At 63.3% G+C, this 24,739-nt stretch carries 20 protein-coding genes; 9 read left to right on the plus strand and 11 right to left on the minus strand.

From position 1 onward, the window contains the following. Positions 1-17: 17 nt before the first annotated feature. The 7 genes from sphsw_RS15830 to sphsw_RS15860 all read right to left on the minus strand — a co-directional run bounded on the left by sphsw_RS15830 (position 18) and on the right by sphsw_RS15860 (position 9,316). Positions 18-1,199 (minus strand): MFS transporter, encoded by a 1,182-nt coding sequence (locus sphsw_RS15830; RefSeq protein ID WP_235188428.1) that lies wholly within the window; start codon positions 1,197-1,199, stop codon positions 18-20. 103 nt (positions 1,200-1,302) lie between these two features. Next, the gene (locus tag sphsw_RS15835) at positions 1,303-2,376 is read right to left on the minus strand and encodes a fumarylacetoacetate hydrolase family protein (protein WP_320481299.1); all 1,074 of its coding nucleotides are present in this window, start codon (positions 2,374-2,376) and stop codon (positions 1,303-1,305) included. Further along, the gene (locus sphsw_RS15840; RefSeq protein WP_031441470.1) at positions 2,276-3,715 is read right to left on the minus strand and encodes an MFS transporter; all 1,440 of its coding nucleotides are present in this window, start codon (positions 3,713-3,715) and stop codon (positions 2,276-2,278) included. Before sphsw_RS15840 ends, sphsw_RS15835 begins: the two co-directional genes overlap by 101 nt. 2 nt (positions 3,716-3,717) lie before the next feature. Continuing rightward, positions 3,718-5,403 carry an FAD-dependent oxidoreductase gene (locus tag sphsw_RS15845; RefSeq protein ID WP_031441471.1) on the minus strand — a complete coding sequence of 562 codons (1,686 nt, stop codon included), beginning with the start codon at positions 5,401-5,403 and terminating at the stop codon, positions 3,718-3,720. After that, positions 5,400-6,032 (minus strand): gluconate 2-dehydrogenase subunit 3 family protein, encoded by a 633-nt coding sequence (locus tag sphsw_RS15850; protein ID WP_031441472.1) that lies wholly within the window; start codon positions 6,030-6,032, stop codon positions 5,400-5,402. Before sphsw_RS15850 ends, sphsw_RS15845 begins: the two co-directional genes overlap by 4 nt. Positions 6,033-6,043: 11 nt before the next feature. After that, positions 6,044-8,131 carry a TonB-dependent receptor gene (locus sphsw_RS15855; protein ID WP_235188429.1) on the minus strand — a complete coding sequence of 696 codons (2,088 nt, stop codon included), beginning with the start codon at positions 8,129-8,131 and terminating at the stop codon, positions 6,044-6,046. A gap of 516 nt (positions 8,132-8,647) precedes the next feature. Next, positions 8,648-9,316, minus strand: coding sequence for a TetR/AcrR family transcriptional regulator (locus tag sphsw_RS15860; protein ID WP_042467529.1), 669 nt, complete (start codon positions 9,314-9,316; stop codon positions 8,648-8,650). 154 nt (positions 9,317-9,470) lie between these two features. Here sphsw_RS15860 and sphsw_RS15865 point away from each other — a divergent pair, with 154 nt between their 5' ends. The 9 genes from sphsw_RS15865 to sphsw_RS15905 all read left to right on the plus strand — a co-directional run bounded on the left by sphsw_RS15865 (position 9,471) and on the right by sphsw_RS15905 (position 21,626). After that, positions 9,471-10,577 carry an LLM class flavin-dependent oxidoreductase gene (locus sphsw_RS15865; protein ID WP_031441475.1) on the plus strand — a complete coding sequence of 369 codons (1,107 nt, stop codon included), beginning with the start codon at positions 9,471-9,473 and terminating at the stop codon, positions 10,575-10,577. Beyond that, positions 10,574-11,140, plus strand: a complete 567-nt coding sequence (locus sphsw_RS15870; protein WP_031441476.1) for an NADPH-dependent FMN reductase — start codon at positions 10,574-10,576, stop codon at positions 11,138-11,140. Before sphsw_RS15865 ends, sphsw_RS15870 begins: the two co-directional genes overlap by 4 nt. Beyond that, complete coding sequence (locus sphsw_RS15875) at positions 11,137-13,497, plus strand: beta-glucosidase (protein WP_031441477.1); 2,361 nt, start codon at positions 11,137-11,139, stop codon at positions 13,495-13,497. Before sphsw_RS15870 ends, sphsw_RS15875 begins: the two co-directional genes overlap by 4 nt. A gap of 48 nt (positions 13,498-13,545) precedes the next feature. Beyond that, on the plus strand, positions 13,546-14,448 hold the full coding sequence (locus tag sphsw_RS15880; protein WP_031441478.1) for a VOC family protein: 903 nt from the start codon (positions 13,546-13,548) through the stop codon (positions 14,446-14,448). Beyond that, a complete protein-coding gene (locus tag sphsw_RS15885; protein ID WP_235188432.1) occupies positions 14,427-14,891 on the plus strand; it encodes a nuclear transport factor 2 family protein in 465 nt (154 codons plus the stop codon). The genes sphsw_RS15880 and sphsw_RS15885 overlap by 22 nt, the downstream gene beginning before the upstream one ends. A gap of 11 nt (positions 14,892-14,902) precedes the next feature. Further along, positions 14,903-16,057 (plus strand): alpha/beta hydrolase family protein, encoded by a 1,155-nt coding sequence (locus sphsw_RS15890; protein WP_031441480.1) that lies wholly within the window; start codon positions 14,903-14,905, stop codon positions 16,055-16,057. Continuing rightward, positions 16,054-16,833, plus strand: a complete 780-nt coding sequence (locus sphsw_RS15895; RefSeq protein WP_031441481.1) for a cyclase family protein — start codon at positions 16,054-16,056, stop codon at positions 16,831-16,833. Before sphsw_RS15890 ends, sphsw_RS15895 begins: the two co-directional genes overlap by 4 nt. 538 nt (positions 16,834-17,371) lie before the next feature. Continuing rightward, positions 17,372-20,011 carry a TonB-dependent receptor gene (locus sphsw_RS15900; RefSeq protein ID WP_052380979.1) on the plus strand — a complete coding sequence of 880 codons (2,640 nt, stop codon included), beginning with the start codon at positions 17,372-17,374 and terminating at the stop codon, positions 20,009-20,011. A 22-nt stretch (positions 20,012-20,033) separates the two neighbouring features. Beyond that, positions 20,034-21,626: an alkaline phosphatase D family protein gene (locus sphsw_RS15905; protein WP_031441483.1), complete on the plus strand. Its 1,593-nt coding sequence runs from the start codon at positions 20,034-20,036 to the stop codon at positions 21,624-21,626. 103 nt (positions 21,627-21,729) lie between these two features. Here the strand turns inward: sphsw_RS15905 and sphsw_RS15910 are convergent, their stop codons facing one another. The 4 genes from sphsw_RS15910 to sphsw_RS19945 form a co-directional block, all read right to left on the minus strand. Further along, positions 21,730-23,301, minus strand: a complete 1,572-nt coding sequence (locus tag sphsw_RS15910) for a sensor histidine kinase (protein ID WP_042467531.1) — start codon at positions 23,299-23,301, stop codon at positions 21,730-21,732. Beyond that, positions 23,292-24,002, minus strand: coding sequence for a response regulator transcription factor (locus sphsw_RS15915; RefSeq protein WP_081874380.1), 711 nt, complete (start codon positions 24,000-24,002; stop codon positions 23,292-23,294). The genes sphsw_RS15910 and sphsw_RS15915 overlap by 10 nt, the downstream gene beginning before the upstream one ends. A gap of 25 nt (positions 24,003-24,027) precedes the next feature. Further along, entirely contained in the window at positions 24,028-24,528 is a 501-nt protein-coding gene (locus tag sphsw_RS15920; RefSeq protein WP_042467533.1) for a hypothetical protein, read from the minus strand. Next, positions 24,525-24,739: exosortase/archaeosortase family protein (locus sphsw_RS19945; protein ID WP_031441487.1), on the minus strand; the 215-nt coding region annotated here is incomplete at its 5' end. The genes sphsw_RS15920 and sphsw_RS19945, both read right to left, overlap by 4 nt.

Raw genomic sequence — 24,739 nt, forward strand, 5'->3', positions numbered from 1 at the left:
CGTTTCAGTCTAAAGGGTCAGGCCGTGGCGGCGGTAAGGGCTGATGGCGTGCGACGGCTGGCGACGAAGGCGATCAGCGCAACGACGATGCCGAGAACGCCCATCGCGAGGAAAGCCGATTGCATCGTGCCGAAGGCGTCGTTGAGCTTGTGAACGAACCAGGGACTGGAGAACTGGCCGAAGAAGAAGCAGGCGGTCCAGATACCCATCCCGCGGCCGCGATGTTCGAAGGTGAGCTTCGAGCTGGCCCAGGCGATCAGAACCGGGACCGCCATGCCGACGCCGGTCTGCTGGATCACCAACCCGGCAATCATCCAGCGATAGTCGACCGCCAAGCCGATACCCGCCAGTCCTACGCCGACCAGCAGGAACAGCGTACCGATCTGCACCGCATTGGAGCGGCCGCTCATCAGTCTGAAGATGACCGAGCCGAGCACGACGAAGAGGCTGGGGATCGCGGTCAACTGACCAAGCCGGGCGCCGTCCTGTACACCCACTTCGCGGAATGCGAGGCCGCCGTTAATGATGAAGACGTAGTAGAGTGCCGAGGCCAGCAGGGTCACGCCGCCGATCAGTGCAATCACAGCCCACGGGAACGGCGTAGAGATATCGGGCGCAGCAACGATCTCCTTGACGGTCGCGCCATCCTTCTTTGGCTCGAACAGAAAGGCGAGCATCGCGAGGAAAATCGGAAAGGCGACCAGGTAGACGAGGAAGATCCCGTTCCACTGCACGCCGCTGGCTGCACCCGACAACAGGATGACGCCCGATGCCATCAGCGGCCCGGCAAGGCCCTGCAACAACAGCCAATCGCGGCGCCCGCGGTCATCCCAGTAATCGCCGAGCAGCGTGTTGACGATCGTCAGAATCGCCGCCTCCGCAACCCCGAGCAGCAGTCGCGAAGCGAACACGGCGTTCAGGCTATCGAGAAAGAAGGGTGCAGTGCCGAAGATGCCGTAGAAGAACGTCGCCCAGATTAGTAGAGGCCGCCGCCCGAACTTGTCGATGAAGAACCCCGCAAACGGCGCGATCAATGCGATGGTCAGGCCAGGCGCCGACACCATCAGCGGCACCTTCCACCGTGCGTCGGGGTCGGCCGAGAAATGGTCGATGATCGACGGAACCGCCGGAAACATCGATACGATGGCGAAGATCGGCAGGAAAGCCGCCGTGACGATGGTGATGCCCTGCGGCACCATCGTTAACCTTCGTATCGAATCCAGTATCGAACGCATTCCGCCTCTCCCGCCATGTTTCGCCACGGCTTTAATAGAACTAGCATTCTAGTTATTGATCGGGCTGTCAAGCCTGTACCACCCGCTGGTCAATCGCACCGAACAGCGGCGCTCCGTCTCTGGCGCGTGCCTCCATGCGGACCCGATCACCGAACGTCATGAAGCCGGTGGTCGCGGTGCCGGTATCGACGATCTCGATACCGCGTCGCTCCGCGATGCAGGACGAACCGACGTCCCGGAAATTCGCGTTGGAGACGGTGCCCGATCCTATGATCGTCCCCGCCGGCAACTTTCGGGTAGCAGCGGCATGCGCAATCAGCTGAGCGAAACTCCACGCCATCGCCCCGCCTTGCGCGCGTCCGAACGAGCGGCCGTTCCAATCGACTTCGAGTGTCAGATCCACGCCGCCTTCGGCCCATGCCGTTCCGACCGCGTCGGGCGTCAGCGCGACCGGCGCCATGCTGCACGCCGGCTTGGCTTGTATCCAGCCGAACCCGGTCTTCATTTCGGGGCCTGCCAGCGCGCGCAACGACCAGTCGTTGATCTGGACGACGAGCCGGATCGCTCTTGCACACTCCTCGACCGGTGTACCGACCGCGACATTGTCGAGAACGACTCCGAACTCGCCCTCGAAATCGATGCCGTGCGAAAGGTCCGGAAATGCGACATCCTCGTGACCAGACAGGAAATGGTCGGACAGTCCCTGATACATCAGAGGCCGCCCGGTTTTCTCCGGAACGATACCTAGGACCTGATCCATCAGTTCGCCGTGCGACGGGTAGGCGGACCCGTCCAGCCATTGCCAGGCGCGTGGCAGTGGTGCCATCGCGGCAGACGGATTGAAAGCTTCCCCCTGCCCTGCTTCCACTCGCTGCTGAGCCGCACGGCACAGGGGGATTAGATGATCCCAATCGTCGAGCAGCACCTGAAGCGTAGCGACGCCTTCCACCAGCAGCGCTCTGGCGTGGTCGATCGAGACGACGGCCAGCCTGCCGTCGCGGCTGCCGTCATTCAGAGTCGCAAACCGCATCTTGATCCTTTCAATCGGTGTCGAATAGGCGCTGGGGAAACCGTCGGCTGAGCACGGCGACGCAGAACAGTAGCAGACATATGCTGATCGCTGCTGGGATGAGCGCGGCACGTGTCTCGGGCGCGGACGTCGCCCCACCCGCCATGACGAGGAACAGCGTTCCGACCGTTGCGGCACCGCCGGCGTTTCCCAGTTGCTGGACCGTCTTCAGCGCACCGCCTGCAGCGCCGGCATGACGCGTGTCCACCCGCGCGAGCGCGATCGGCGACAGCGGCCCCGCACAGGTTCCCATGCCGAGACCGGCGATCAGGAGTGCAAAACCGATCAGCGGCACGCTGCCGCTGGTTGCCACCGTCACCGTCACCCCGGCCACCCCCAGCGCCATTGCCCCGGAACCGACCGCCAGCACCGAACGGCCCAGACGTGGCAGGATACGGCGACCAAGCAGGCTGATCCCCAGCCCTACGCCGACGGCGAATGGAATGTGCAGCAATCCGGCCGACAGCGGGTCAAGGCCGAGCCCGACCTGCAGTACCAGCGTCAACACTAACAGGAACCCTCCCCCCGCCACAGCGAAGACGAGCGACGTCAGCAGGCCGTTGGAGAAGCTGCGATCCTGGAACATCGCCGGATCCAACAACGCCGAGCCAGTGCGCACAGTCTGCCGGCGCAGATGCCACCACAGCACCATCCCGAGCGGTACGGTCGTCGCGAACAATCCGAAGCACCACCATGGCCAGTCGAGCGCACGCGCCTCGATCAGTGGGAACACGAGTGCAAACAGCAGGGCGACGACGAGCGCGTTCCCCGCCCAATCGATCCGCAGACGGTCGGGCGAGCGTCCTTTGGGCAGGAGATACCAAGCGGCGACGATACCGGCAGCACCGATCGGGAGGTTGATCAGGAAAATAGCCCGCCAACCGAGGCCCGCGATGTTTGCCTCGATCAATGCGCCGCCGATCACCGGTCCCAATACCGCGGTCAACCCGCCAAGTACGCCGAAGAACGACAGCGCCGCAACTCGCTCATGGGGAGGATAGAGGAGCTGGACCAAAGCAAGAACTTGCGGCCCCATGCACGCCGCGGTCGCCCCCTGTACCAGACGCGCGACGATCAGCGCGGTCGGCGTGGGCGCAACACCGCACAACAAGGATGCGAGCGTGAAGCCCGACATGCCGCCGATGAACATCCGGCGATAGCCAAAGACATCTCCCATGCGGCCGCCGCTGATGAGCAGCATTGCGAAGGCCATCGAATATCCGGCCACCATCCATTGCACCGCAACCGGTCCGGCGCCGAGGTCGGCACGGATCGCGGGAATCGCGATATTGACGATCGTGCTGTCGAGCACGTCCATCACGAATGCCACCGTCAGCGTCGCGAAGGCCAGCGTGCGGGCGCGCGGCGCGAGCGATGACGCCTGATCGCGTGCGCTCGCCACGGTCGTCATGGCTAGATCGTGCCTTCTCGAAGCATCGACACCGCGTTGGCACAGGCGCGCGCCGTCAAGGCCATGTAGGTCAACGACGGGTTCTGGCAGGCGGACGAACTCATTGCTGCGCCGTCCGTCACGAACAGGTTCGGTACGTCATGCGCACGGTTCCACTTGTCGAGCACGGACCGGGCCGGGTCGTTCCCCATCCGCGCGCCGCCCATCTCGTGGATCGCCGACCCGCCGGCGCCTGGCTGATCGAAGCCGAGAAAGACATGACCGCCTGCAGCCTCGAGCATGACCTTGGCCTGGCCCTTGGCATCGGCAAGCGCGGCATGTTCGTTCGCGCCGTGTTCGAACGCGATGTTCAACACCGGGGCACCGTGCGGATCGGTCTTCACGCGGTCGAGGGTCAGGCGATTGCTGGCGCGTGGCAGGCTTTCGGCGAAGGTGACGAAGATCATCCGCCAGGGTCCCGGATGCCGCAACGACTCCTTGTAGTCCACGCCGAGCCCTGCCGCCCGTTTACCGGCCGTCCATGTGCCCTGCAGCGCGCCGCCCTGGAAGCTGTAGCCCCGCGTGAAGCCGGCACCGTCCTGTTGGTCCAGATTGCGGAACCGGGGCACCACGATCCCGGTCGGGCGGTTGCCGTAGCTGGTATGCGTTTCGAAACCCGGCATGGCCGCGATGCCCGATAGTGTGGTCGCGTGATCCATGATGTGCGTGCCGAGCACACCCGAGCTGTTGGCGAGCCCATTGGGGAAGCGTTCGGAGGTCGACCGTAGCAGGATATGGTTGGAATTGAACGCGCCGGCATTGAGGAACACGAGGCGGGCCGTCGCCGTACCGCGTTTGCCGGTCTTGACGTCAAGATACCGCACGCCCGTCGCGCGTCCCGTTACCGGGTCGTGATCAACGCCCTCGACGACACTGTCGGTGATGACCGTCAGATTGCCGGTGGCCTTGGCGGCTGGCAACGTCGAACTCTGCGTGGAGAAATAGGCGCCGTAGGAACAGCCACGCGCGCAGATCGAGCGATACTGGCACTTCGACCGCCCTTCCTTCGCTTCGGTCAGATTGGCGGTTCGGCCGACTGTCAGCCGACGATCGGGAAACGTGTTCATGAACACGTCGCGGCAATGCTGCTCGACCGCGTTGAGCGCCATCGGCGGCTGGAAACGTCCGTCCGGCAGAACCGCCAGCCCTTCGGCCGCACCGGATACGCCGATGAAGTCCTCGACCCGGTCGTACCAAGGCGCGAGATCGGCATAGCGGATCGGCCAGTCGAGGCCGTGCCCGTCGGCCTTGTTCGCGCCAAAATCATAGTCGGACCAGCGATAGCATTGTCGGCCCCACGTCAGCGACCGTCCGCCCATCTGGTACGACCGCCACCAGTTGAAGTCCTTGCCGGCGGGAACCGCGTAGGGGTTCTGGCGGTCGTTAACGAAATGATGTTCGGTAAACTCGGTGAAATGCCGGTTCATCGATTGGACCGGATACTCCGCCCAATAGCGTTCGGCATCGCCCATCCCGCGGAACGGGAGTTCCCAGGGTGCCAGTGTCTCGGTTTTGTACCCGGTGCCGTGCTCGATATCGCGGCCACGCTCGATCATCAGGACTTTCAGCCCCGCCTGCGTCAGTTCCTTGGCCGACCAGCCACCGGTTATTCCTGACCCGACCACGATGGCGTCGAATTCCTGCATCATCCGAACTCCACCGCTGTCCAGTCGCTTGAAAAGGCCCGATCCGACGGCTTCAACGGCACGTCGGGATCCCAGCGTCCAGGGACCAGTTCATACTGGAGCTCCTTCGAACCGCCCGCTTCCGACGTGTAGTATCCCGTCAAGATCAGGTCCTTGATCTTGTGCCAGGGATCCTTGTCGTTGCCCGGCGCGAACGCGCGCGTGTCTATCGCCGTCAGCGCAGCGCGTTGGGCAGCGGGTGTCGCCTGGTTGAAATCGCCCCCCGCCTTGATCCGCAGCATGATCGCGAGATCGTCGAGCAGATATAATCCGCCCCGTGGCGTGGGTGCGGGACCACCACCTTGGATCGCGGCACCGGATGCGGGTTCGCGCGTCCCGTCGAGCCCGTGATTAAGCGCCAAAACGACGAAGTCCCCAACGCCGACGTCGGACGCACCCGGCGTGTCCGTGCGCGGAATGACGAGATCGGAGACTGTGTCGATCATCCGGCGCTGGTCCTCGGTCGCCTCCCCCTTCTCGCCCTGACGGGCTTTGCCCCAGATCCACAGTGGTGTCCCGACGAGGGCGGCGAGCACAAGCCCGCCGCCGATCGCGGACCGCCTATCGAATTCGCCGAGCCCGTTATCCGCCACGTACCTGTGTCCTAGAACTTGATCGTCGCTTGCGCACCGTAGGTCCGCGGGGCACCGAAACTGAAATTGTAGACGTTGATGCCACCCCCGGTGAAGAAGCCGTAGCCGATCGGCCGTTCGTTCTCGAGATTGCGAACGAAACCCTGGATCGAGAAGCGATCGCCTGGTGCCGAATATTCGAGGCTGAGATCGGTCTGCGTGTATGCCTGCTGGCGCTCGGCTTCCCAGTTGAACGGCGTCAGGAAATACTGCGACTTGAAGCGCGAAAATCCACTTGCGACGAGCTTGCCGTCGCCGATCGGGAAGGTGTGATCGTAGCCGACCGCGATCGTGACCTTTGGTGCCTGAGGTGGCGTGTTGCCGGACAGGTCGATCGGGAACGTCCCATTCAAACCGGACACCGCACCCGGGAAGTCGGTGAACTTCGCATCCAGGTAATTGAAGGTCAGATGCGCGCGATCGCGATCGGACAGGACGAACGTGCTATCGGTCTCGATACCCCAGATCCGCGACTTGCCCGCGTTGAGCGTCCGGGCACCGACCGACGTATCGAGTAGCACCTGAACCTGCTGGTTGGTGTATTTGTAGTAGAAGGCCGAGACGTTGAACTCGACCGTCCGATCCGCAAAGCGGTTCTTCGATCCGATCTCATACGCCGTCAGCGTCTCCGGTGCATAGTCTCCAACATTGTCGAAGCCACCGCCCTTGTAGCCTGTCGAGACCTTCGCATAGAGCAGGTTATCACGGGCCGCCTTGAAGTCGACGCCGGCGTTCCACGTGACCTTGTTCGATTCCTGGCGCGGGAAGGTGGTGACGGCACCGGGCGATCCGTCAGCGGGTGGCGTCGGCCCGGAATTGAACTGGAAACCGTAATTGTCGTAGCGGCCACGCTTCTTGTCGTCCGTGTAGCGAATGCCGCCCGTCAAGCTGAGCGTGTCGGGCAGAACCCAGTAGGTAGCCTGACCGAATGCGGCTTTCGACGTCGAGTCGACATAGGGTCTATAGAAAAAGTTCAGGAAACTACCGTTTGGTCCCGCTTGCGGCAGGAAAAGGCCCCGGGCGATATCCTGCGACTCCTTGTAGTAGAATCCGCCAGCCTGCCAGATGAATGCGCCTTCCTTGCCGCCCGCGAGACGGATTTCATGGCTCTGCGTGTCGGAGTCTATCCGGTTGTTATAGTAGGTGAAGACGGCCGGCACGTACCCGTTCAGGGGCTGGCGCGAGCTGACGTTCACGTCGCGGTAGCCGCCGATATAGCTGAGCGTCGCAAAATCCAGATCCAGGTCCGCGCGACCACGGACCGCATATTGTTTGGTCCGAAAGAAACCGACATCGGCCAGGGGATAGCTGTCGCGGTCGAACGTCGGCTTGAACTGCGACGGCACGATTGCACCGGATGGCAGCGTGACCAGGCCAGGCGAGGTTGCCGAGACCTGAACGCCGAATTGCGACGGCGCGCTCTGGTTCACGTCGACATATTCGCCGGCGAGGTAGAGTTTCAGACGGTCGAACGGCTCGGCATAGATCGAGGCTCGGAGCGCGTCGGAGTTGCCCGTATCGCCCTTTCCGCCGGGGGCGTTGTTCGTATAGCCGTCATGATCGGAATGGAGGCCCGCGATGCGGACGGCCACCTTGTCACCAAGTGGCAGATTGACGGCAGCTTGCGCCGTCTTTGAATCATAGTTGCCGTAGCCGACCGTCGCGAAGCCGGAAACGTCACCCAGCAACGGCTTGGCGGCGATCACGTTCAGTGCGCCCGCCGTCGAGTTGCGACCATACAGTGTTCCTTGCGGGCCACGCAGGATTTCGACCCGCTCGAGATCGAACAAGGCGGCATTCAAGGCGACCGGGCGGTTGATGTACTCGCCGTCGATATTGATCGTCAGTGCGCCGTCTGCGGTTTCTGAGACATCCTGGCTTCCGACACCGCGGATGCTGATGCGCGTGAACAGGGTTTCGGTCGTCAGGTTGAGGTCGGGTGCGAGGCGCGTAAGTCCGTTCAAATCGCCGACGCCGCTCTTGATGAGCTGATCCCCGTCGAACGCACGCATCGCGATCGGCGTATCCTGGATTCCGGTAGCGCGCTTCTGCGCAGTCACGATGATATCGCCTAACTGACCCGCATCGTCCTGCGCTGTGCCTGCCGTTGTCGCTGCGCCGTCCGTCGGTGTCGCTTCGATGGGAGCCGGGGGAGCTTCGGATGGTGGCGTTTGCTGAGCCTGCGCGGTCGCGGTCATCGCCAGCGTTGCGGCTCCGGCCAAAAGAACACGGATTACGGGTGCATTGCGCATTATGATCCTCTCCCTTCTCGATCGGCGGGTTTTTCCCCGCGCTGGTACGAATAAGAACTATGGTTCTAATAGATGCTTTGTTAGGGCTGTCAAGCAGTGGCATCAGCGCCGCAAGAGCCGGCGACATCAGATATTTACGTGGTCAACCAGCGCCATACCCGTAGTCGTGACGGCGAACTGGTTTTGGACGATGCCCGGCGTACGAATGACACGTTTTTGCACGAGCGCCGGCAGCATCGGCGAACTGCTGCGCGCCTTAGGGTCGACATTTCGGTCCAGGCAGTCGCGCCGGCGCTCCGGCGCGATTCTTAGCGTTCCCTGCGATCAGTCGGCTGAACGAAGATATGCAGACGCCATATGGCCGAGATCCTCTTTCAGGACCTTCCATTCCCCTTCCACCCCATTTCCAGGGGTAGCGCCGAAACCAAGCGCACGTGCAATCGCAGAATAGGCGATGCGATAAGCAGACGCGACGGCGCGTTCGGGATCGGGCCGCTTAATCTCGTCACGATGCGCCAGAAGCGCCGTGCAGACCAGGTTCTCCACCTCCATGTAGCTGCGTTTGCCGGCAGCCAGCACGATGGGATCCGATCCGGCACGCAGCATCATCGGGCGCATCAGATCGGCATGTTCGTGAAGACATTCGGCGATCCCATCGATGATCAAGGGAACGAGTGTCCTGAGATCATCGGCTTGCGACTCGGCACGGTCGACGACTTCGCGTTGCGCCTTGTCGACGGCGAGCAGCACACGGCCCTGCACCGCTCGGATCAGATCGTCCTTGCTGTCGAACCGGTTGTAGATCGAACCGATCGAAACTTTGCCAGCCTTGCTGACCTCGAGAAGCGTGAAATCATCGCTGCCGCGTTCGCGCAGCAGGTCTTCAGCCGCGGCGATCATCCGGTCGTACGACGCTCGGCTACGCCCCTGCTGCGGGACGCGCGAGGGCGTGGCGGCAAGCTCCATTTCTATCGTCATCGCTTTTGCAGGCATCGCGAACGTCCCCGTTGACACGCGGCGCAACAGGCCGCTATCACTCAATTCAGAATGACGGTTCTAGTTCTGAACCGCTACTAGTCAGTTACACTTTGTGACGGACGAAAGGCAAATCGGCAGGGGACAAACCCGCCACTTCGGGAGAGATTTGATGCGATTTTCGGTTTTCTTGAATGCCCGCACCACGGCTGCGGACCAGGACCGTCAATTGATCCTCGATCTCGTCGATCACGCGAAGAAAGCCGAGGAGCTTGGCTTCGACGCGGTCTTTCTTCCCGACCATCACTTCACCGGCTACATGCCCGTCGCGAGCGACCCGATGATGTTCGCCGCTTATCTGGCCGGCCAGCTGAAGAAAGTGCATTTCGGCTTCTCGGTCACCTCGGTTCCGCTTCACAGTCCAGTCCGCTTTGCCGAACGCGTCAACATCCTGGATCAGTTGACGGAGGGCAGGCTGCTGGTTGGCGTAGGGTCCGGCACCACGCCCGAGGAGATGATTGGCTTCGGCGTGAACTACAAGGAAGCCTCGGCGATTGCGGAGGCCAACCTTGCCATCGCCGAGAAGCTCTGGGCCAAGCAGATTGACGACGCGCCGATCGAATTCGAGAACGGACCCTATAAGGGCAAGGTGCTGCAGCGCATCGCGCCTGCGATGTACGGCAAACGTCACGCGCGGCTCATGCCCGTTGCCATGAAGGAGGCCAGCGCACGCCGTGCCGCGGAGCATGGCTGGCCGGCGTTCATCCCCGCGTTCACGCCGCCGAACATCGGCGGCACCGAGCCGCTCAAGCACGTCACCAAATACTTCACCGCTTATCGCGCCATGCTCGAGGCGGCCGGTCATGACGAGGCGATCGTCGCGGATGCCCTGTCCTGGACAACCCACACCTATCAATGCGTCCACATCGCCGAAAGCGACGACCAGGCACGCGAGGAACTGGAGATCATCCTGCGCGCCTACCAGGCTGCGGTCGATCGCGAGAAATATTATAACGACGCAGCCGAGCGCGATGCCGCGAACCATAAGACCGACGACACGCCAATGGCGCTTACCGAGGACTGGATCGCGACCTGGTGCCTGCACGGCAGTCCGAAGACGGTCGCCGACCATCTCGCGCCTTATGCAGAGCTCGGCATCGGCAACGTGCTATGCGGCACGACGACCGGGCCGCTCGATCCGCAGCGGCTCGAATGGGCGAACCGCACGCTCGACCTTTTGGCACGCGACGTCGTGCCACAGTTCAAGTCCGCGCAATGATCGCGCCGTACATCGTTGGCATCGGGGGGACCACGCGGCCCGGATCATCCGGCGAACGGATGGTCAGAGCGGTTCTTGCCGCGACTGAGCGGAACGGGGCGACGACGCGCATGTTCGGTGGTGCAGAACTGTCTGCGCTCCCCCATTTCGCCCCTGAAAACGCCGAGCGCAGCGATGCCCAGCGCGAATTCGTCGAAGCCGTCCGCGCCGCCGACGGGATCGTGATCGGCTCGCCGGGCTATCATGGCGGCGTGTCGGGTCTGGTGAAGAACGCCATAGATCTCCTCGAGGATCTACGGGACGACCGCCGGGTCTATTTCGATGGCCGTGCCGTCGGGCTGGTCGTCACCGCAGCAGGCTGGCAGGCCTGCGGCGTCACGCTTCAGGCATTGCGCGGGATCGTGCATGCGATGCGCGGCTGGCCGACCCCGATCGGCATTGCGGTGAATACCGTCGAGCAGCAACCGTTCGCGCAGGACGGATCGCTCGCCGACGACGGCCTGCGACGTCAGGTCGCGATGCAGGCCGACCAGATCCTGTTGCTTGCCGGAGCTACGCGATGATCAACGACACGCTGCTATCGTTCACGGCGGGCCGCGACATGTGGTCGACCGTTGCCGCGAACGACGTCCCATCCGCCAAGATGGCCGACGGTCCCATGGGCATCGCGAGCGGCCGGGTCGACGAGCGCGACGTATCGATCCTGACTCCGAGCGGCATCGCACTGGCGGCAAGCTGGGACCGGGCACTCGCCGGCGTTGTCGGCGCGCTGGTCGGCGGCGAAGCGAAGCGCAAGGGCGTTGACATGGTGCTGGCGCCCAATCTCAATCTCGCTCGCTCGCCGAACGCCGGCCGGGTGTTCGAGATGTTCGGCGAAGATCCCCTGCTTGCTGGAACGCTCGGCGTCGCGTGGAGCAGGGGTTTGCAGAGCCGCCGTGTCGGCAGCATCGCCAAGCATCTGGTCTGCAACGACTCCGAAACGCAGCGCGATCGGTACGACGCGATCGTCGACGAGACGACGTTGCGCGAAATTTATTTGCTTCCGTTTGAAATGGTGGCCCGGGCTGGCTGTGCCGGCATCCTGACGGCCTATAACCGCGTCAACGGCGACTATTGCGCGCAGAACGCGCCCGTCCTGACCGACATCCTGCGCCACGAATGGCGCTACGGTGGTTTCACGGTAAGCGACTGGTTCGGTACGCATGCCGGCGCGGAGTCCCTGAACGCGGGGCTTGATCTCGAAATGCCTGGCCCCGCCCGGTTCATGGGCACGAAGCTGCGCGACGCAGCGGCTGATGGTACAGTTGGTGTCAACCGGGTCGAGGAAGCGGTCGACAGGATCCAGATCGCTGCCCGAACCTGGGCCGGCGGCGATGCAGGCGCTGAGCCGGGGGATCGAGATACCATCCTGGCCCAGGCAGCCGCCGCTGGTTTCACGCTGCTGCGCAATGATGGCGACCTGTTGCCGGTTGCGCCGGGCAGCGTTCGCCAGTTGGCGGTCATCGGACCAAATGCGCTCGCCCCGTGCTTTCAGGGTGGCACGTTCGCCAAGATCGCGCTCCGCCCCGATGCGATCCCGCCGGTCGAGGCGCTGCGCGCGCGGTTCGGCGCGGAGACGATCGTCTTCGCTCCCGGCTGCCCCCCCTCGCCGCGGCTGCCGGCAATGCCTGCACTCCCCGCGCGCGATCTCGGCGATGGCTGCGACGTCGGCATGACCGTCGATTACTTCGGTGGCCATGATTTCTCTGCAAGCCTGCTCGGCAGTGAGACGCGGAACACCAATTCGCTGACGTGGTTTCACGGTATGCATGACCTCGGCGCGTTCGACCGCAACGGCGGTATCCGGGCCAGTGGGCGGATAATGCCGACGGTCACGGGCATGCACCGCCTGCACATCGGTGGCACCGGATCGGTACGACTGGTCGTTGATGGCCGGCAGGTGTTCGCTGCGGAACGCGAGATCCCGGCAAGCGACGTCATGGGCGCGCTGAAAAGCGGCGACAGCGACCATGTCGAAGTCCTGCTCGAAGCGGGGATACCTGTACTGATCGAAGCAGAGCTTCGGTACACGCCAGCACGTGCCCATGGGTTATGGTTCGGGCTTGGGGTACCGAACGACGCGGCAACCTTGCTGGCCGAGGCGGAGGCAATCGCTCGGGGCGCCGACGCGGTGCTGCTGCTCGTCGGCGAGACCGCGGACGCTGGCGTTGAAAGCAAGGATCGCGATACCACCGCGATCCCCCTCGACCAGCAGGAACTCGCCGCGCGCGTGATCGCCGCCAACCCGCGAACGATCGTAGCGGTCAATGTCGGGCACGCCTTCGATACAAGGTTCGCCACCGACGCCGCGGCGTTGCTGGCGGTCTGGTATCCAGGCGAGGCGTTTGGGCCTGCGCTCGCCGCGGTCGTCGCAGGCGATCTCGAACCATCGGGGCGCCTGCCCGTCGCACTGGCGGCATCGGAGGACCAGTATCCCGCGTTAGATGCGACCCCCGACGCCGACGGCCGGCTGCCTTATGCCGAGGGCATCGGCATTGGCTACCGCGGGATGATCACCGCGGGCATCCGTCCAGCGTTCGCGTTTGGCGAAGGGCTTGGCTACGGCCGCTTCACCTACGTCGCCGCAACCGCGACCACCCGGTCCGATCACGGCGTCGATTTGGTCGTGACCGTGCGCAACGACGGTTCGCGCGACAGCGCCGCCGTCGTCCAGGCGTATCGTACGGACGGTCCTCTGGCTGGTTTCGCCAAACAGGTCGTCGCTGCGGGCAGCACGGTGGACATTCATCTCGTCGTCAATCCGATCGCGCTGCGGCGATGGAGCGGCAATCGATGGGTGTTCGCATCGGGTCCGACCACGCTGCGCATCGGCGGATCGTCGCTGGACCTTCCGCTGTCGGCAACCGTCGCGTTCGACTGACGATGAATTCACAATGCCGGCGCTGATCGGCAGGCAAGGAGAGTGGATATGGCACGCGTTTCAGAAGTCCGTTACGTCGGCTATGCAGTTCCAGACCTGGAAGCCGAACGGCGGTTCTACGCCGACGTTTGGGGGCTGACGGAGGTCGAAGCCGATGACGGCATGGTGTATTTCGCCGCCGCAGGCACGCCCGAGAAATATGTCGTACGTCTCCGTCAGGACGCCGTACAACGGATCGACGTGATGGCATGGGCAGCCGAGACGCGCGCCGACGTCGATGCCCTTTTCGCGCAGGTCAAAGATGCGGGGGGCAAGATCATCACCGAGCCTCACGAGCAGACGACCCTGGGTGGCGGCTACGGCTTCCGCTTCTTCGATCCTGATGGCCACACGCTGGAGGTCTCGGCGGAGGTCGAGCGAGGGGAGTCCCGCGATCTGAAGCGCGGCGAGGCGATCCCGGTCAAGATCAGTCACATCGTCATGCATTCGCCTGACCACCGGGCGACCGTGGCGTGGTACGAGAAGGCACTCGGTTTCCGTGTCTCAGACTGGCTCGGCGACTTTATGTGCTTCATGCGCTGCAATGCGTGGCATCACCGTCTCGCCTTCCTACCAGGACCGCCGTGCCTCAACCACGTCGCCTATGACGTGCTGACGATCGACGACATGATGAAGGGCATCGCCCGCCTCAAAAAGAACGACGTCGACATCAAATGGGGACCGGGCCGCCATACCGCGGGTAACAACACGTTCAGCTATTTCACGACGCCGGCGATGAACGTCGTCGAATACACGTCGGAGCTGGAAGAGGTCGACGACGATCATCACCAGCATACGGTTCATGTCCCCTCGCCGGACACGATGGACCAATGGGGTACGGGCGTTGGCGGTCCACAGACTATGCCGAAGCCCGCACCCGATGCAGGTCTATGGACACCAGCCTCGGCATGATCCGGGCCGGTATAGCCATGGCCGGCATCGCCCTGATGGCGATGCCGGTCGCGGCCCGTCGAGCCGACGAGACCGAACGAAATCGCGCGATCATGACGCGGTTCGCCGATATCCTGTACCGCGCGAAAGACGTGCGGCGAGCGTTCGACGACTTCGTGGTTCCGGACTACGTCCAGCACAATCCCGGCATCGCCGACGGTCGCGCATCGGCCATAACGTCGCTGGAGCCCTTGTTTTCGACGCCCGGCGCGACATTCGTCGTGAAACGGATCGTCGTTGATGGCGATCTGGCGATCATCCATTTGTTCGGTCGCGGCGATCCGAAGACGGCTGGCGGCGCCGTAGCGGATATCTATCGCCTCAAGGACGGTAAGATCGTCGAGCATTGGGATGTCATCCAGCCAATGCCGCAATCGTCCAAAAACCCCCACCCCATGTTCTGAGTATCTGCACCATGGCCATATTCCAATATTTCCCCAATAATTACGTCTGGAACCTCTCGGTCGACATCGCGATCGAAAGCGGTGCGCGGATCGGCGAGATCGAGGAGATGTGCCGCCCTCTGCTGGAAGCAGCACAGTCAGGCGAGGACGCGGGTACCCCGCAGTTCATGCGCGAATGGGTCAAGATGGCCGACAAGCTGGTCGTTCTTGCCGCCGAGGACGAGACATTGGGGCGGCACTTATCCGCCGGCACCAAACTCCAGCGCGCAAGCCTCTACTACATCACCGCCGAACGGATGCAGGGACAAGGCACGCCGGAGCGCAACGCCACGTTCGCAAAGGGTCAGGACAGTTTCCGGCGCGCCATGGCGCTGGGCAAGGAAAACGCGGAGCGCGTGGAGATTGCGATTCCGGGAGGCATGGTGCCGGGGGTTTTCACGCAAGCACCGGGCAAGGCGCCCGTCGTCGTGTTCGTCAACGGGCTCGATAGCTGCAAGGAGCTTCTCTACTGGACCGGCCTACCTCAGGCCCTGCTGCGCCGTGGAATATCCACCTTGTGCATCGATCAGCCAGGGTCGGGTGAGGCGCTGCGCTCAGGCGGGCTGCACGCCACCCACGAAAGCGAGCGCTGGGCGACCCCTGTCGTCGACTGGCTGGAAAAGCTAGCCGGCGTCGATGCTACGCGGATCGGGCTCTCGGGCATCTCGCTCGGCGGGTATTTCGTACCAAGGGCGGTCGCCTTCGAACCACGGTTCGCTGCAGCAGCGGTTTGGGGCGCCAACCACGACTGGGCGGAAGTGCAGCAGAAGCGCCTGCGCCGCGAGGGCGAGAATCCCGTGCCGCACTACTGGAATCACGTCATGTGGGTGTTCGGTGCCAAGGACATGGCCGAGTTCCTCGACAAGGCTGCCGGCATGACGCTCGAGGGCATACTGGACCGGATCACGGTGCCGTTCCTGGTGACGCACGGCGACAATGACAGACAAATCGGCCGCGACTATGCGCACCGGACCTACGACCAGCTCGTCAACAGCCCCAAACGCGAACTCAAGTTCTTCACCGAACGCGAAGGCGGTGTCGAGCATGTCGGCGTCGATAATATGAGCTTCGGCCGCGACTTCATCGCCGACTGGCTCGCAGAAGCATTGGGAGGACATGTCGCATGAAGCGGACGTTCATCGACCTGTCGATCACGCTCGATCCCGACGTGATAACGGATCCACCGTTCATGCGACCCTCGATCGCATATCAGACGCACGACCAAACCGTCGCTGAGCTTCAAACCTTCTTCCCAGGTGTCACTGCCGAACAAGTTCCCGGCGGGCTGGGGTTCGCTGCATCGGAGACGTTGACGCTGTCGACGCATAACGGAACGCATCTCGATGCACCGTGGCACTACCATCCGACGATGAACGGCGGCGAACGTGCGATCACGATTGATGAAGTGCCTCTGGAGTGGTGCTTCCAGCCGGGGGTCAAGCTCGACATGCGGCACTTCCCTGACGGTCATGTCGTGACGGCGGACGAGATGGCGGCAGCGCTCAACGCGGCCGGTCACACGCTTCGGCCATTGGATATCGTGCTGATCAATACGGCCGCTGGCGCGGCGCTCGGCCAAGCCGACTTTCTCGCGAAAGGATGTGGCATCGGCTACGAAGCTACGCTGTACCTGACCTCGCGCGGCGTTCGCGTGACGGGTACCGACGCATGGTCTTGGGACGCGCCGTTCGGCCACACCGCCAAGCGGATTGAGGAGACGGGCGACACCTCGCTGATCTGGGAGGGGCATAAGGCAGGCCGAGACATCGGCTATTGCCACATGGAAAAGCTCACTAACCTTGATCGCCTACCCTGCAACGGCTTCATGGTTTCCTGTTTTCCAGCAAAGATAAAGAATGGCTCCGCTGGCTGGACACGAGCGGTCGCTATCCTAAACGATTAAGATAGCCGCTTCAGGATTTTGACGCGCAATTTCAGCCAAACGTTTAGGTCCCACTCAAAAATTGAGGCGATTTGCCGCAATTGTGACCTAAGATATGACAATTAATCTAGATTTATAACTAGCCCAGGAATGACCCATAAGTCGCCGTTCGGGTGCCCTTCCCCGCCTCCCAACTTCCGCCCTTGTTTCATGGAGTTCCACGGCAACGCTTGCCATCCGTTTAAGCGGTCGGTCGAAATGACTGCCTGGAAATCGATGGCTTCCAAAAGTCATCCCGAACGATGCAAGATTAGCCGCCTTGCCTGGTCGCGCTGCTGAGTGCGGGCGTTGCTCAGTACTGAACAGCTTTGATAGGCGGCCGAACAGTGCGCCTTAATAATGCCGACCGTCATAAAAGGTCATCATAACTGACGCGATTATGTCGCGTTGATATCATAGGCGAGGCGCTCGAGACCGCAGATTGGTCTTACATTGGGTGGGCCAGCCGTTCCGTTCTGGGGAAGCCTCTTTGCCCGCCCCTTTCGGAGATGCTGGCTCAATGCTGTTCCTTTCGCCCGCCAGACGCGTCCGGTTGGCCGCGTCCGCGGCCTGTGCGCTTCCGCTGTTGTTCGTAGCTAGTGCCGCAAACGCCGAAGACCCGACCGCTGATCCCGAGCAGACCAAGTCCGACATCATCGTCATGGGCGATCGCGCGATCCGCTCGGACAAGGAGCAATCGACGTCGGTACGTGACTCTATCGTGTTCGACGATCTCGAAACTCTGTCCGCCGACGGCAGCGTTGCAGGCCAGTTGATCCTGCTGCCCGGTATCAGCGCGATTGAGGATGGCGATGCGCCGCGCTTCGTCAGCATCCGGGGCATCTCGCCCGATCTCAACCAGACCACGATCGACGGGATCACGCTCGCGACGATCGGCAATGACGGCGAGGGTTCGCGCAAGGTCAATTTGCAGCAAATTCCGTCCGAACTCGCGTTCCACAACGACGTCTACAAGACATTTACCGCCGAACAAAATGGCGCGGCGATCGGGGGGATCGTCGACATCGTCACGCGCAGCGCGTTTGCCCTCAAGCGCCGCTATGTCATGGTCGACGGCTATGGTATCTATTCGTCGTTCAGGGGCGATGGCGGCAGCAACGCCGGCAACGGCAGCACGCCGCATTTCGGCGCCGGTGGCAAGATGGTGTTCGCGGACAAGTTCGGCGCGGGCGATCAGTTCGGCGTGGTCCTGTCGGCGCGCTACGAGAACCGCATCCGCAACTCGCGCAAATGGTGGCAGGACACCAAATATTACTTCAGCGACGCCGGCAAGAAGCTGGCCGGCCCCGACGATCCCGCGTGGAACGGCATCGCCGTACCGTACAACCATAGTTACGGCAGCTATACCAACCGCCTCCAGACTGCGGGCAGTTCGGCGAAGTTCGAATGGCGTCCGCTTGGCACCGACATCTATGCGTCGCTGCTCGGGTTCAATTATCGTCAGTGGGAATCCTCGACGATGAACAAGAATGATTACTACACCAAGAACAGTGTCAGCGACCTGACCGCGGAGGGTGGCGGATCGGACATCAACAGCCTCTATTCACGCTATCGCTACGATACCTGGAACAAGGCGACGGTCGGCGCGATCGGCAATGTCGAATGGCACGACGACCGCTCGTCGTTGCGCGTTCGCGGCGGTTACACCCGCGCCCGGTACGACAATACGCAGCCCTATATCGGTGTCCGCGCCTATCCGACTGGCCTTTCGCTCGACTGGGCGGCGGGCAATGACGGCACCGGCGGGCTGCCTTACGTCACCGGGATCAACAAGCCGGGCCTCGTGCTCGGATCGCCGTACAAGCTCAGCACAGCGCAGACGACATACCGCATGGCCAACGAGGGGCTGGCGAATGCGCGCGTCGATTATGGATGGAACGCCGAGCCCGAAGATCGTGGCTTCGGGTTCGTCACAGGGATCGAATTCCGCAACCTGGAACTGTCGCGCAACGTCGATATGACCGAATACAAGCTTGGCCAGGCGATGAACGCCTATCTCTACGATCCAGGCTATGTGCCCGTGGGCGCACCGCAATCGTTCCCGTGGGTCGACTGGGCGCGCGTGAAGAAGGAGTTGTGGCCCAAGTTCGTCAAGGACGTACCCAACTCGACCTACGACAGCATCACCGGGGATTATCGATACACCGAGCGGCTGGTAACGCCGTTTTTGTCGCTCCATTACGCCACCGACGATACCACGCTGGTCGCGGGCGTCCGCTACGACCATACGCGCTTTTCCGCGTTCCAGCCGACGATCACCGGCGGCACAGCGTCGGCGGTGATGACGCGGAACAAAGGCGGGTACCAATACCTGTTGCCGTCGTTCTCCGGCATCCAGGACTTCGCCGGCGGCAAGAAGCTGCGCTTTTCGTACAGCCGCACGCTCGGCCGCCCTACACCGGGCAATATCGCGCAACCGGAATCGCTCAATTGCGGCGACGAGGACAGCGGCGGGGCGGATTGCTCGATCAGCCGCGGCAACCCCGATCTGCGCCCACGTCGGTCGGACAATCTCGATGTTCAGTTCGAGCAGTATTTCCACAAGGACGGCATCATCTCGCTCGGCGCGTTCGCCAAGTGGATCAAGGACGACATCTTCACGCTGACCACGACGCAGCTGATCGACGACGTCAACTACCGGGTCCGCCAGCCGCTCAACGCCGACAATTCGCGGCTGTACGGCGTCGAGTTCCAGGCCGCCGATCACGATGTCAACCTGTTCGGCCAGCGGATCGATCCGTTTTTCAACGCAACCTGGCTGAAGGGACGGATGTCGATCACCAGCGATGCGGGGACGCGGACCCTGGACCGGCTGATCTACCAGCCAAAGTGGATCATCAACGGCGGCGCGACGCTTCGCCTGCCCGCGATCGACGGCGCGTTCCGCACGACCGTCACGCACCGCGGCAGCTACATGGAGGGCATCGGCGAGACCGCGCAGGACGACAACGGCCGCGCGGAGCTGACCACCGTCAACCTCGGCCTGTGGCACCGCGTGACAAAACACGTGACGTTCAAATACGAGATCACCAACCTGCTCAATGACCAGCCGAAATTCCTGGTCGGCAACGGCCTTCGCTACGTCAGCGAAGTCGACGACTATGGCCAGGGTGCCTTTTTCCACATCATGCTGCGCTGATAAGCCGAACAGAGGTACGACCATGTACGAAGTCGATCGCCGCTATCTTCTGTCCGCCCTGGGAAGCCTGACCGCCGCTGGTGTCCTGCCTTGGCGGGCCTCCGCCGCCGAGGTGCGGCCCCGCAACCTGATCGAGGCCCCGCGCTTCCCCACCCCGCCGTTCACGTTGGGCGTCGCGGCCGGCGATCCCGATGCCACGGGCTTCGTCATCTGGACGCGGCTCGCGCCCCTACCGCTCCAGCCCGATGGCGGCATGATGATGGCCCCTGTGCTCGTTGCCTGGGAGGTCGCCGCCGATCCCGACTTCCGTCAGGTGCTTCAGCGCGGCGAGGCGATCGCACACCCTGAGCTGGCGCATTCGGTCCATGTCGAGGTCGCCGGACTCGCTCCCGCACGCCCCTATTGGTACCGCTTCACCTGCGGCGGCGAGCGTAGCGGCACCGGGCGCGGGGCGACCCTGCCCCCGCCAGGCGCACCGCTCGACCGCGTGCGCTTCGCCGTCGCCGGCTGCCAGCATTACGAGGAGGGCTATTACACCGCATGGCGTCACATCGCCGCCGAACCGATCGACTTCGTGTTCCATTACGGCGACTATATCTACGAGGGGCCGGACCGCGGCGAACAGGCGCGCGGCGCGAAGAAGCCGCTGGTGCGTCGCCACCTCGGCCACGAAATCTATTCGATCGGCGATTACCGCCAGCGCTACGCCCAGTACAAGAGCGATCCCGATCTCCAGGCCGCGCACGCCGCCGCGCCCTGGTTCGTCAGCTTCGACGATCACGAAATCGACAATAATTGGGCCGGCGACATCGATCAGGACAACACCACGCCGGAGGTGTTCCGCACGCGGCGTGCGATGGCGATGCAGGCCTATTACGAGCATATGCCGCTACGCCGCTCATCGATGCCCGACGGATCGCACATGCAAATGTACCGCGGCGCACGCTTCGGCGATCTGATGGACGCGTTCTTCCTCGATACACGGCAATATCGTTCCGATCAGGTCTATGGCGATCGCGATGCGCCGCAAGGACCGGACGCCTTCGCGGCCGACCGGTCGATCACGGGCGCACCGCAGGAAGCATGGCTGTTCAAAGGCCTCGATCGCTCGAAGGCACGCTGGAACCTGATCGCGCAGCAGGTGTGCCTGATGAACCTCGGCTACCACAAGGCAGGGCAGCCCGAGCAGCTTGTCTCGATGGACCAATGGTCAGGGTACATGAACAGCCGCCGCCGCCTGCTCGCACATATCGACGCGCGGTGCCCCGGTAACGTCATGACCGTCAGCGGCGACGCGCACCGCCATTACGCCGGCGACCTCATCCAGGATCACGGCAACGGCAAGATCATCAGCAGCGAATATCTCGCTACCTCGATCAGCTCGGGGGCGGACGGCGTCGGCGAGGACGACGACTATACCCGCTCATCCCGGACGGAAAATCCGCATCTCAAGGCGCTCACCGACAGGCGTGGCTATGTCTTGTGCGACGTCGACCGCGATCTGTGGCGCGGTGACCTGAAAGTTCTGGACACGATCGCGACGCGGAACGGCACGCTCTCGACGCACACCACCTTCGTTACCGAGCGTGGCAAGCCGGGGTTGCAAAGCGCCTAACCCGTGCTCAGAAGTCAGAAGCGTAGTCCACTCGTATGCCGAGAGACGACCCATAAGCCGACGTCCAGACGGGTTTCACCGCTTCCCAAAATCGGACTCTCGTTCATCTATTTCTCCGGACTTTTTCTCCGACGAATGATCTACCGGCAGGAAAGGTAAGCACAAACGCTGCGCCCTGTGTTGAGGGTAGAAGGTCGATCGCAGCTTTTTCCGCGGACAATAGAGAGCGGGCGATCGGTAGTCCTAGTCCGGTACCGCCGTGAAGCCGTCGGCTTGTGAAGAACGGTGTGAAGACGCGATCACGATCGCCTGCCGAGATACCGTGACCATCGTCCTCGTATCGGATCGACACCGCTGTGGGGTGATGATCCAGCCGAAGCGTCGCGGTACATGCGCCAGCCTGGCTGCTATTCTGGGCCAGTATCCGCAAGACGGCCGTTAGGAGTTCCGCGCCGATCGGTACATCGCCATCGTCCTGCAAAACGATCGATATCCCGACGTCGTCCAATCCGCTGACGACGTTGCGCAATGTGCAATGGCCCGCCTGTGTGGTCGCCATATCAGCCCGCGCGAGTTCCAGCAGCCGCTGGACCAGTAAGGCAAGCCGGTCCGCGTCGGCGCCCGCGTTGGCGAGAAATCGCTGTCGTTCCGCATCCGTCATCTTATGCTCGCCAAGCAGTTCGAGTGCGCCGCGGATGCCGGTCAGGGGAGTCTTAAATTCGTGGCTCAACGCTGCGGCGAAATCACGCAGATAGCGGGCGCGGGTATCGATACGGTCGGCCATGGTCGCGAAGTGCGCATAGAGTTCTCGAATCTCGATCGCAGCGGTGACGGGGGCCTCAGGGATAATCACATCGCCGCTCGCGACGCGCTCGGTTGCGCGGGTCAGTTCACGGATCGGGCGGGCGATACCGCGCGACAATAGTCCCGCGAGCATCAGGAGCGTCAGAAAGATCGACACAACGCCCAGCGCGATTTTACCGCGATCTTGATAGATCCCGAGGAACAGTCCGCGCGGTGAACGCGAAAGCATGACGACGCCGACGACGCGGCCACCGACGATCACCGGCCGCACATGATGGACGCGAATCGTGCTCGCACGGCTGAGCCATTCGAGCGGCGATCGCAGCCCATAGGGGTTGTCTGTCCGGAGCCGAAGCGTGGTCGCCACGCGCCCGTCGAGAGCGCGGCGCACTTCGAGAACGTCGGCGTAGCTTTTTCCCAGATCGTCATGCCCCACGACCACGACGCCCGCGCCGTCGAGCAGTCGGGCCGCGGACAGCGTGACCGCCGCGGCGTCTTCCATCACCGGCGCCAGCCCGCGTGCGATTTCGATCGCCCCCGGGTTGGCCACGCCGGCAGACTGCGCCGGAGGCATTTCGTCGAGCACCGGATCGCTGCGCAGGTCGATCGTCGGCGGCTCGGGCGCCAGCGGGCGATTGCCCTGCGTGTGGTCGCCCCACGCCGCCCGGTACGCCGCCGCGAGCACCGCGCCCTGCGCGATGAGTTCGGCCTCGGTCTGCTGGACCAACGTGTTCTCGTACACGCGCAGGGCGACCGCGCCGACACCGGGCAGCGCAGCCACGAACACGAAGGTCGCGAGCAGGATCGTGCGGATCGACAGCGCCGGCCAATGGCGTTTCGCGATCCGCTTGCCCGTTGCGATCAGCCGCATCGGCCGAGGCGATACCCGACACCGCTGCGCGTCTCGACCAGATCATCGAGCCCCGCGCGGGCGAATTTGGCGCGCAGGTTGCGGACATGGCTGTCCACCGTGCGGTCGGTCATCGCAAAGCCGGGTCCGTGCAGCCGGTCGATGATTGCGTCGCGGCTGAAGACTTTCGACGGCATAGTGGCGAGCAGCGCGAGGAGTTGGAACTCCGTTGCCGTCGTCGCGATGGGCTCGGCGTCCACGCGCGCTTCCCAAGCGTCAATGTCAAGCGCCAGCCGGCCGTAGCGGATGACCGTTGCGGGCATCGGCGGCGGTGCCGGCACGCCGCGCTTTAGGATCGCGCCGACACGCGCGACGACCTCGCGCGGCGAGAAGGGTTTTACGACATAGTCGTCGCCGCCGATCTCGATCCCGACGATCCGGTCGATCTCGTCGTCGCGCGAGGAGAGGAACAGGATCGGCAATCGGGCCTGCGCGCCACCCGATGCGCGCAGCCGCCGACACAGGTCCAGCCCGTCGAGCCGCGGCATATTGATGTCGAGGATCATCAGGTCGGGGACATTCTGCTCGACCGCGGCCAGCGCCGCCTCGCCGTCGCCAGCCTCGGCCACGCTCATACCCGCCCGGCCGAGCGCGAAGGCCAGCAGATCGCGGATATGCGGATCGTCATCGACGATGAGAATATGATGGGTCATCGCGTACATTGCTGGCGCTTTCCGGTGGCCGGCGTCAACTGACGCGCTCCACTGTCATGACTGCAAGCCAGGGCCCCACGCTGTCGCCGGTGAGCGCCGGCCAATACCAGCTCGGCACATCCGAATAAGTGGTCCCGTTCGCGGCGCGGATATGTTCGCAGACCTTCAAGCGTACGCCGCCTCGTTGCGCACCAAAACAGGAAGATCGGCCACCAACTACGGTGCGCATGGGCAGCGGCGCAATCGCGTAGCCCAACGCGGCGAAACAGTCGCGCGGCGGGTGGAGCAGCCGTGTCGCACGGGCGACCTGACGTAGCACGATCTGCCGCTGCCCGTCGCCGAACCGCGCGACATGGCCGGGAAAGTCCCGCGCGAGCATCGCGTCGCCGGGCCCTGTCGGAAGACGTACGAGCGCGCGCCCCTCGAACCGCGTCGGCCATGGCGTCAGCGGCGGCAGCAACAAGGCGCGCTGTGGCACCAGCGGTGCCCCAGCGGCGAACACAGTCGCCAGCGCGAGCGCGATCGCACGCTTCATAGCGACATCCTTCGGCGGGTGAGTAGCAAAACGGCAGTGCCTGCAACGAACGCGAACGCGGCAAGTCCCACCGCCTCATGGACTACCGGGCCGTGCAGCATCGGGATGAAACCGCTCTCGACATAGAACAGGCTTGCGGCACGCAATGTGTTGCCCGTGATCGCGACCGCAACAGCGCCCGCCAGCAGCAAGGCGAAACGGAGCGGCGGGG

The sequence above is a fragment of the Sphingomonas sp. FUKUSWIS1 genome (assembly GCF_000733135.1).
In the GTDB taxonomy this organism is placed as follows: Bacteria; Pseudomonadota; Alphaproteobacteria; order Sphingomonadales; family Sphingomonadaceae; genus Sphingomonas; species Sphingomonas aerolata.

Excerpts from the sequence above, each read along its gene's own strand:
- sphsw_RS15830 (WP_235188428.1), bottom strand. The coding sequence starts at position 1,199 with ATGGTGCCGCAGGGCATCACCATCGTCACGGCGGCTTTCCTGCCGATC.
- sphsw_RS15840 (WP_031441470.1), bottom strand. The coding sequence starts at position 3,715 with ATGACGACCGTGGCGAGCGCACGCGATCAGGCGTCATCGCTCGCGCCG.
- sphsw_RS15845 (WP_031441471.1), bottom strand. The coding sequence starts at position 5,403 with ATGATGCAGGAATTCGACGCCATCGTGGTCGGGTCAGGAATAACCGGT.
- sphsw_RS15860 (WP_042467529.1), bottom strand. The coding sequence starts at position 9,316 with ATGCCTGCAAAAGCGATGACGATAGAAATGGAGCTTGCCGCCACGCCC.
- sphsw_RS15865 (WP_031441475.1), top strand. The coding sequence starts at position 9,471 with ATGCGATTTTCGGTTTTCTTGAATGCCCGCACCACGGCTGCGGACCAG.
- sphsw_RS15870 (WP_031441476.1), top strand. The coding sequence starts at position 10,574 with ATGATCGCGCCGTACATCGTTGGCATCGGGGGGACCACGCGGCCCGGA.
- sphsw_RS15875 (WP_031441477.1), top strand. The coding sequence starts at position 11,137 with ATGATCAACGACACGCTGCTATCGTTCACGGCGGGCCGCGACATGTGG.
- sphsw_RS15880 (WP_031441478.1), top strand. The coding sequence starts at position 13,546 with ATGGCACGCGTTTCAGAAGTCCGTTACGTCGGCTATGCAGTTCCAGAC.
- sphsw_RS15885 (WP_235188432.1), top strand. The coding sequence starts at position 14,427 with ATGGACACCAGCCTCGGCATGATCCGGGCCGGTATAGCCATGGCCGGC.
- sphsw_RS15890 (WP_031441480.1), top strand. The coding sequence starts at position 14,903 with ATGGCCATATTCCAATATTTCCCCAATAATTACGTCTGGAACCTCTCG.
- sphsw_RS15895 (WP_031441481.1), top strand. The coding sequence starts at position 16,054 with ATGAAGCGGACGTTCATCGACCTGTCGATCACGCTCGATCCCGACGTG.
- sphsw_RS15900 (WP_052380979.1), top strand. The coding sequence starts at position 17,372 with ATGCTGTTCCTTTCGCCCGCCAGACGCGTCCGGTTGGCCGCGTCCGCG.
- sphsw_RS15905 (WP_031441483.1), top strand. The coding sequence starts at position 20,034 with ATGTACGAAGTCGATCGCCGCTATCTTCTGTCCGCCCTGGGAAGCCTG.
- sphsw_RS15910 (WP_042467531.1), bottom strand. The coding sequence starts at position 23,301 with ATGCGGCTGATCGCAACGGGCAAGCGGATCGCGAAACGCCATTGGCCG.
- sphsw_RS15915 (WP_081874380.1), bottom strand. The coding sequence starts at position 24,002 with ATGTACGCGATGACCCATCATATTCTCATCGTCGATGACGATCCGCAT.
- sphsw_RS15920 (WP_042467533.1), bottom strand. The coding sequence starts at position 24,528 with ATGAAGCGTGCGATCGCGCTCGCGCTGGCGACTGTGTTCGCCGCTGGG.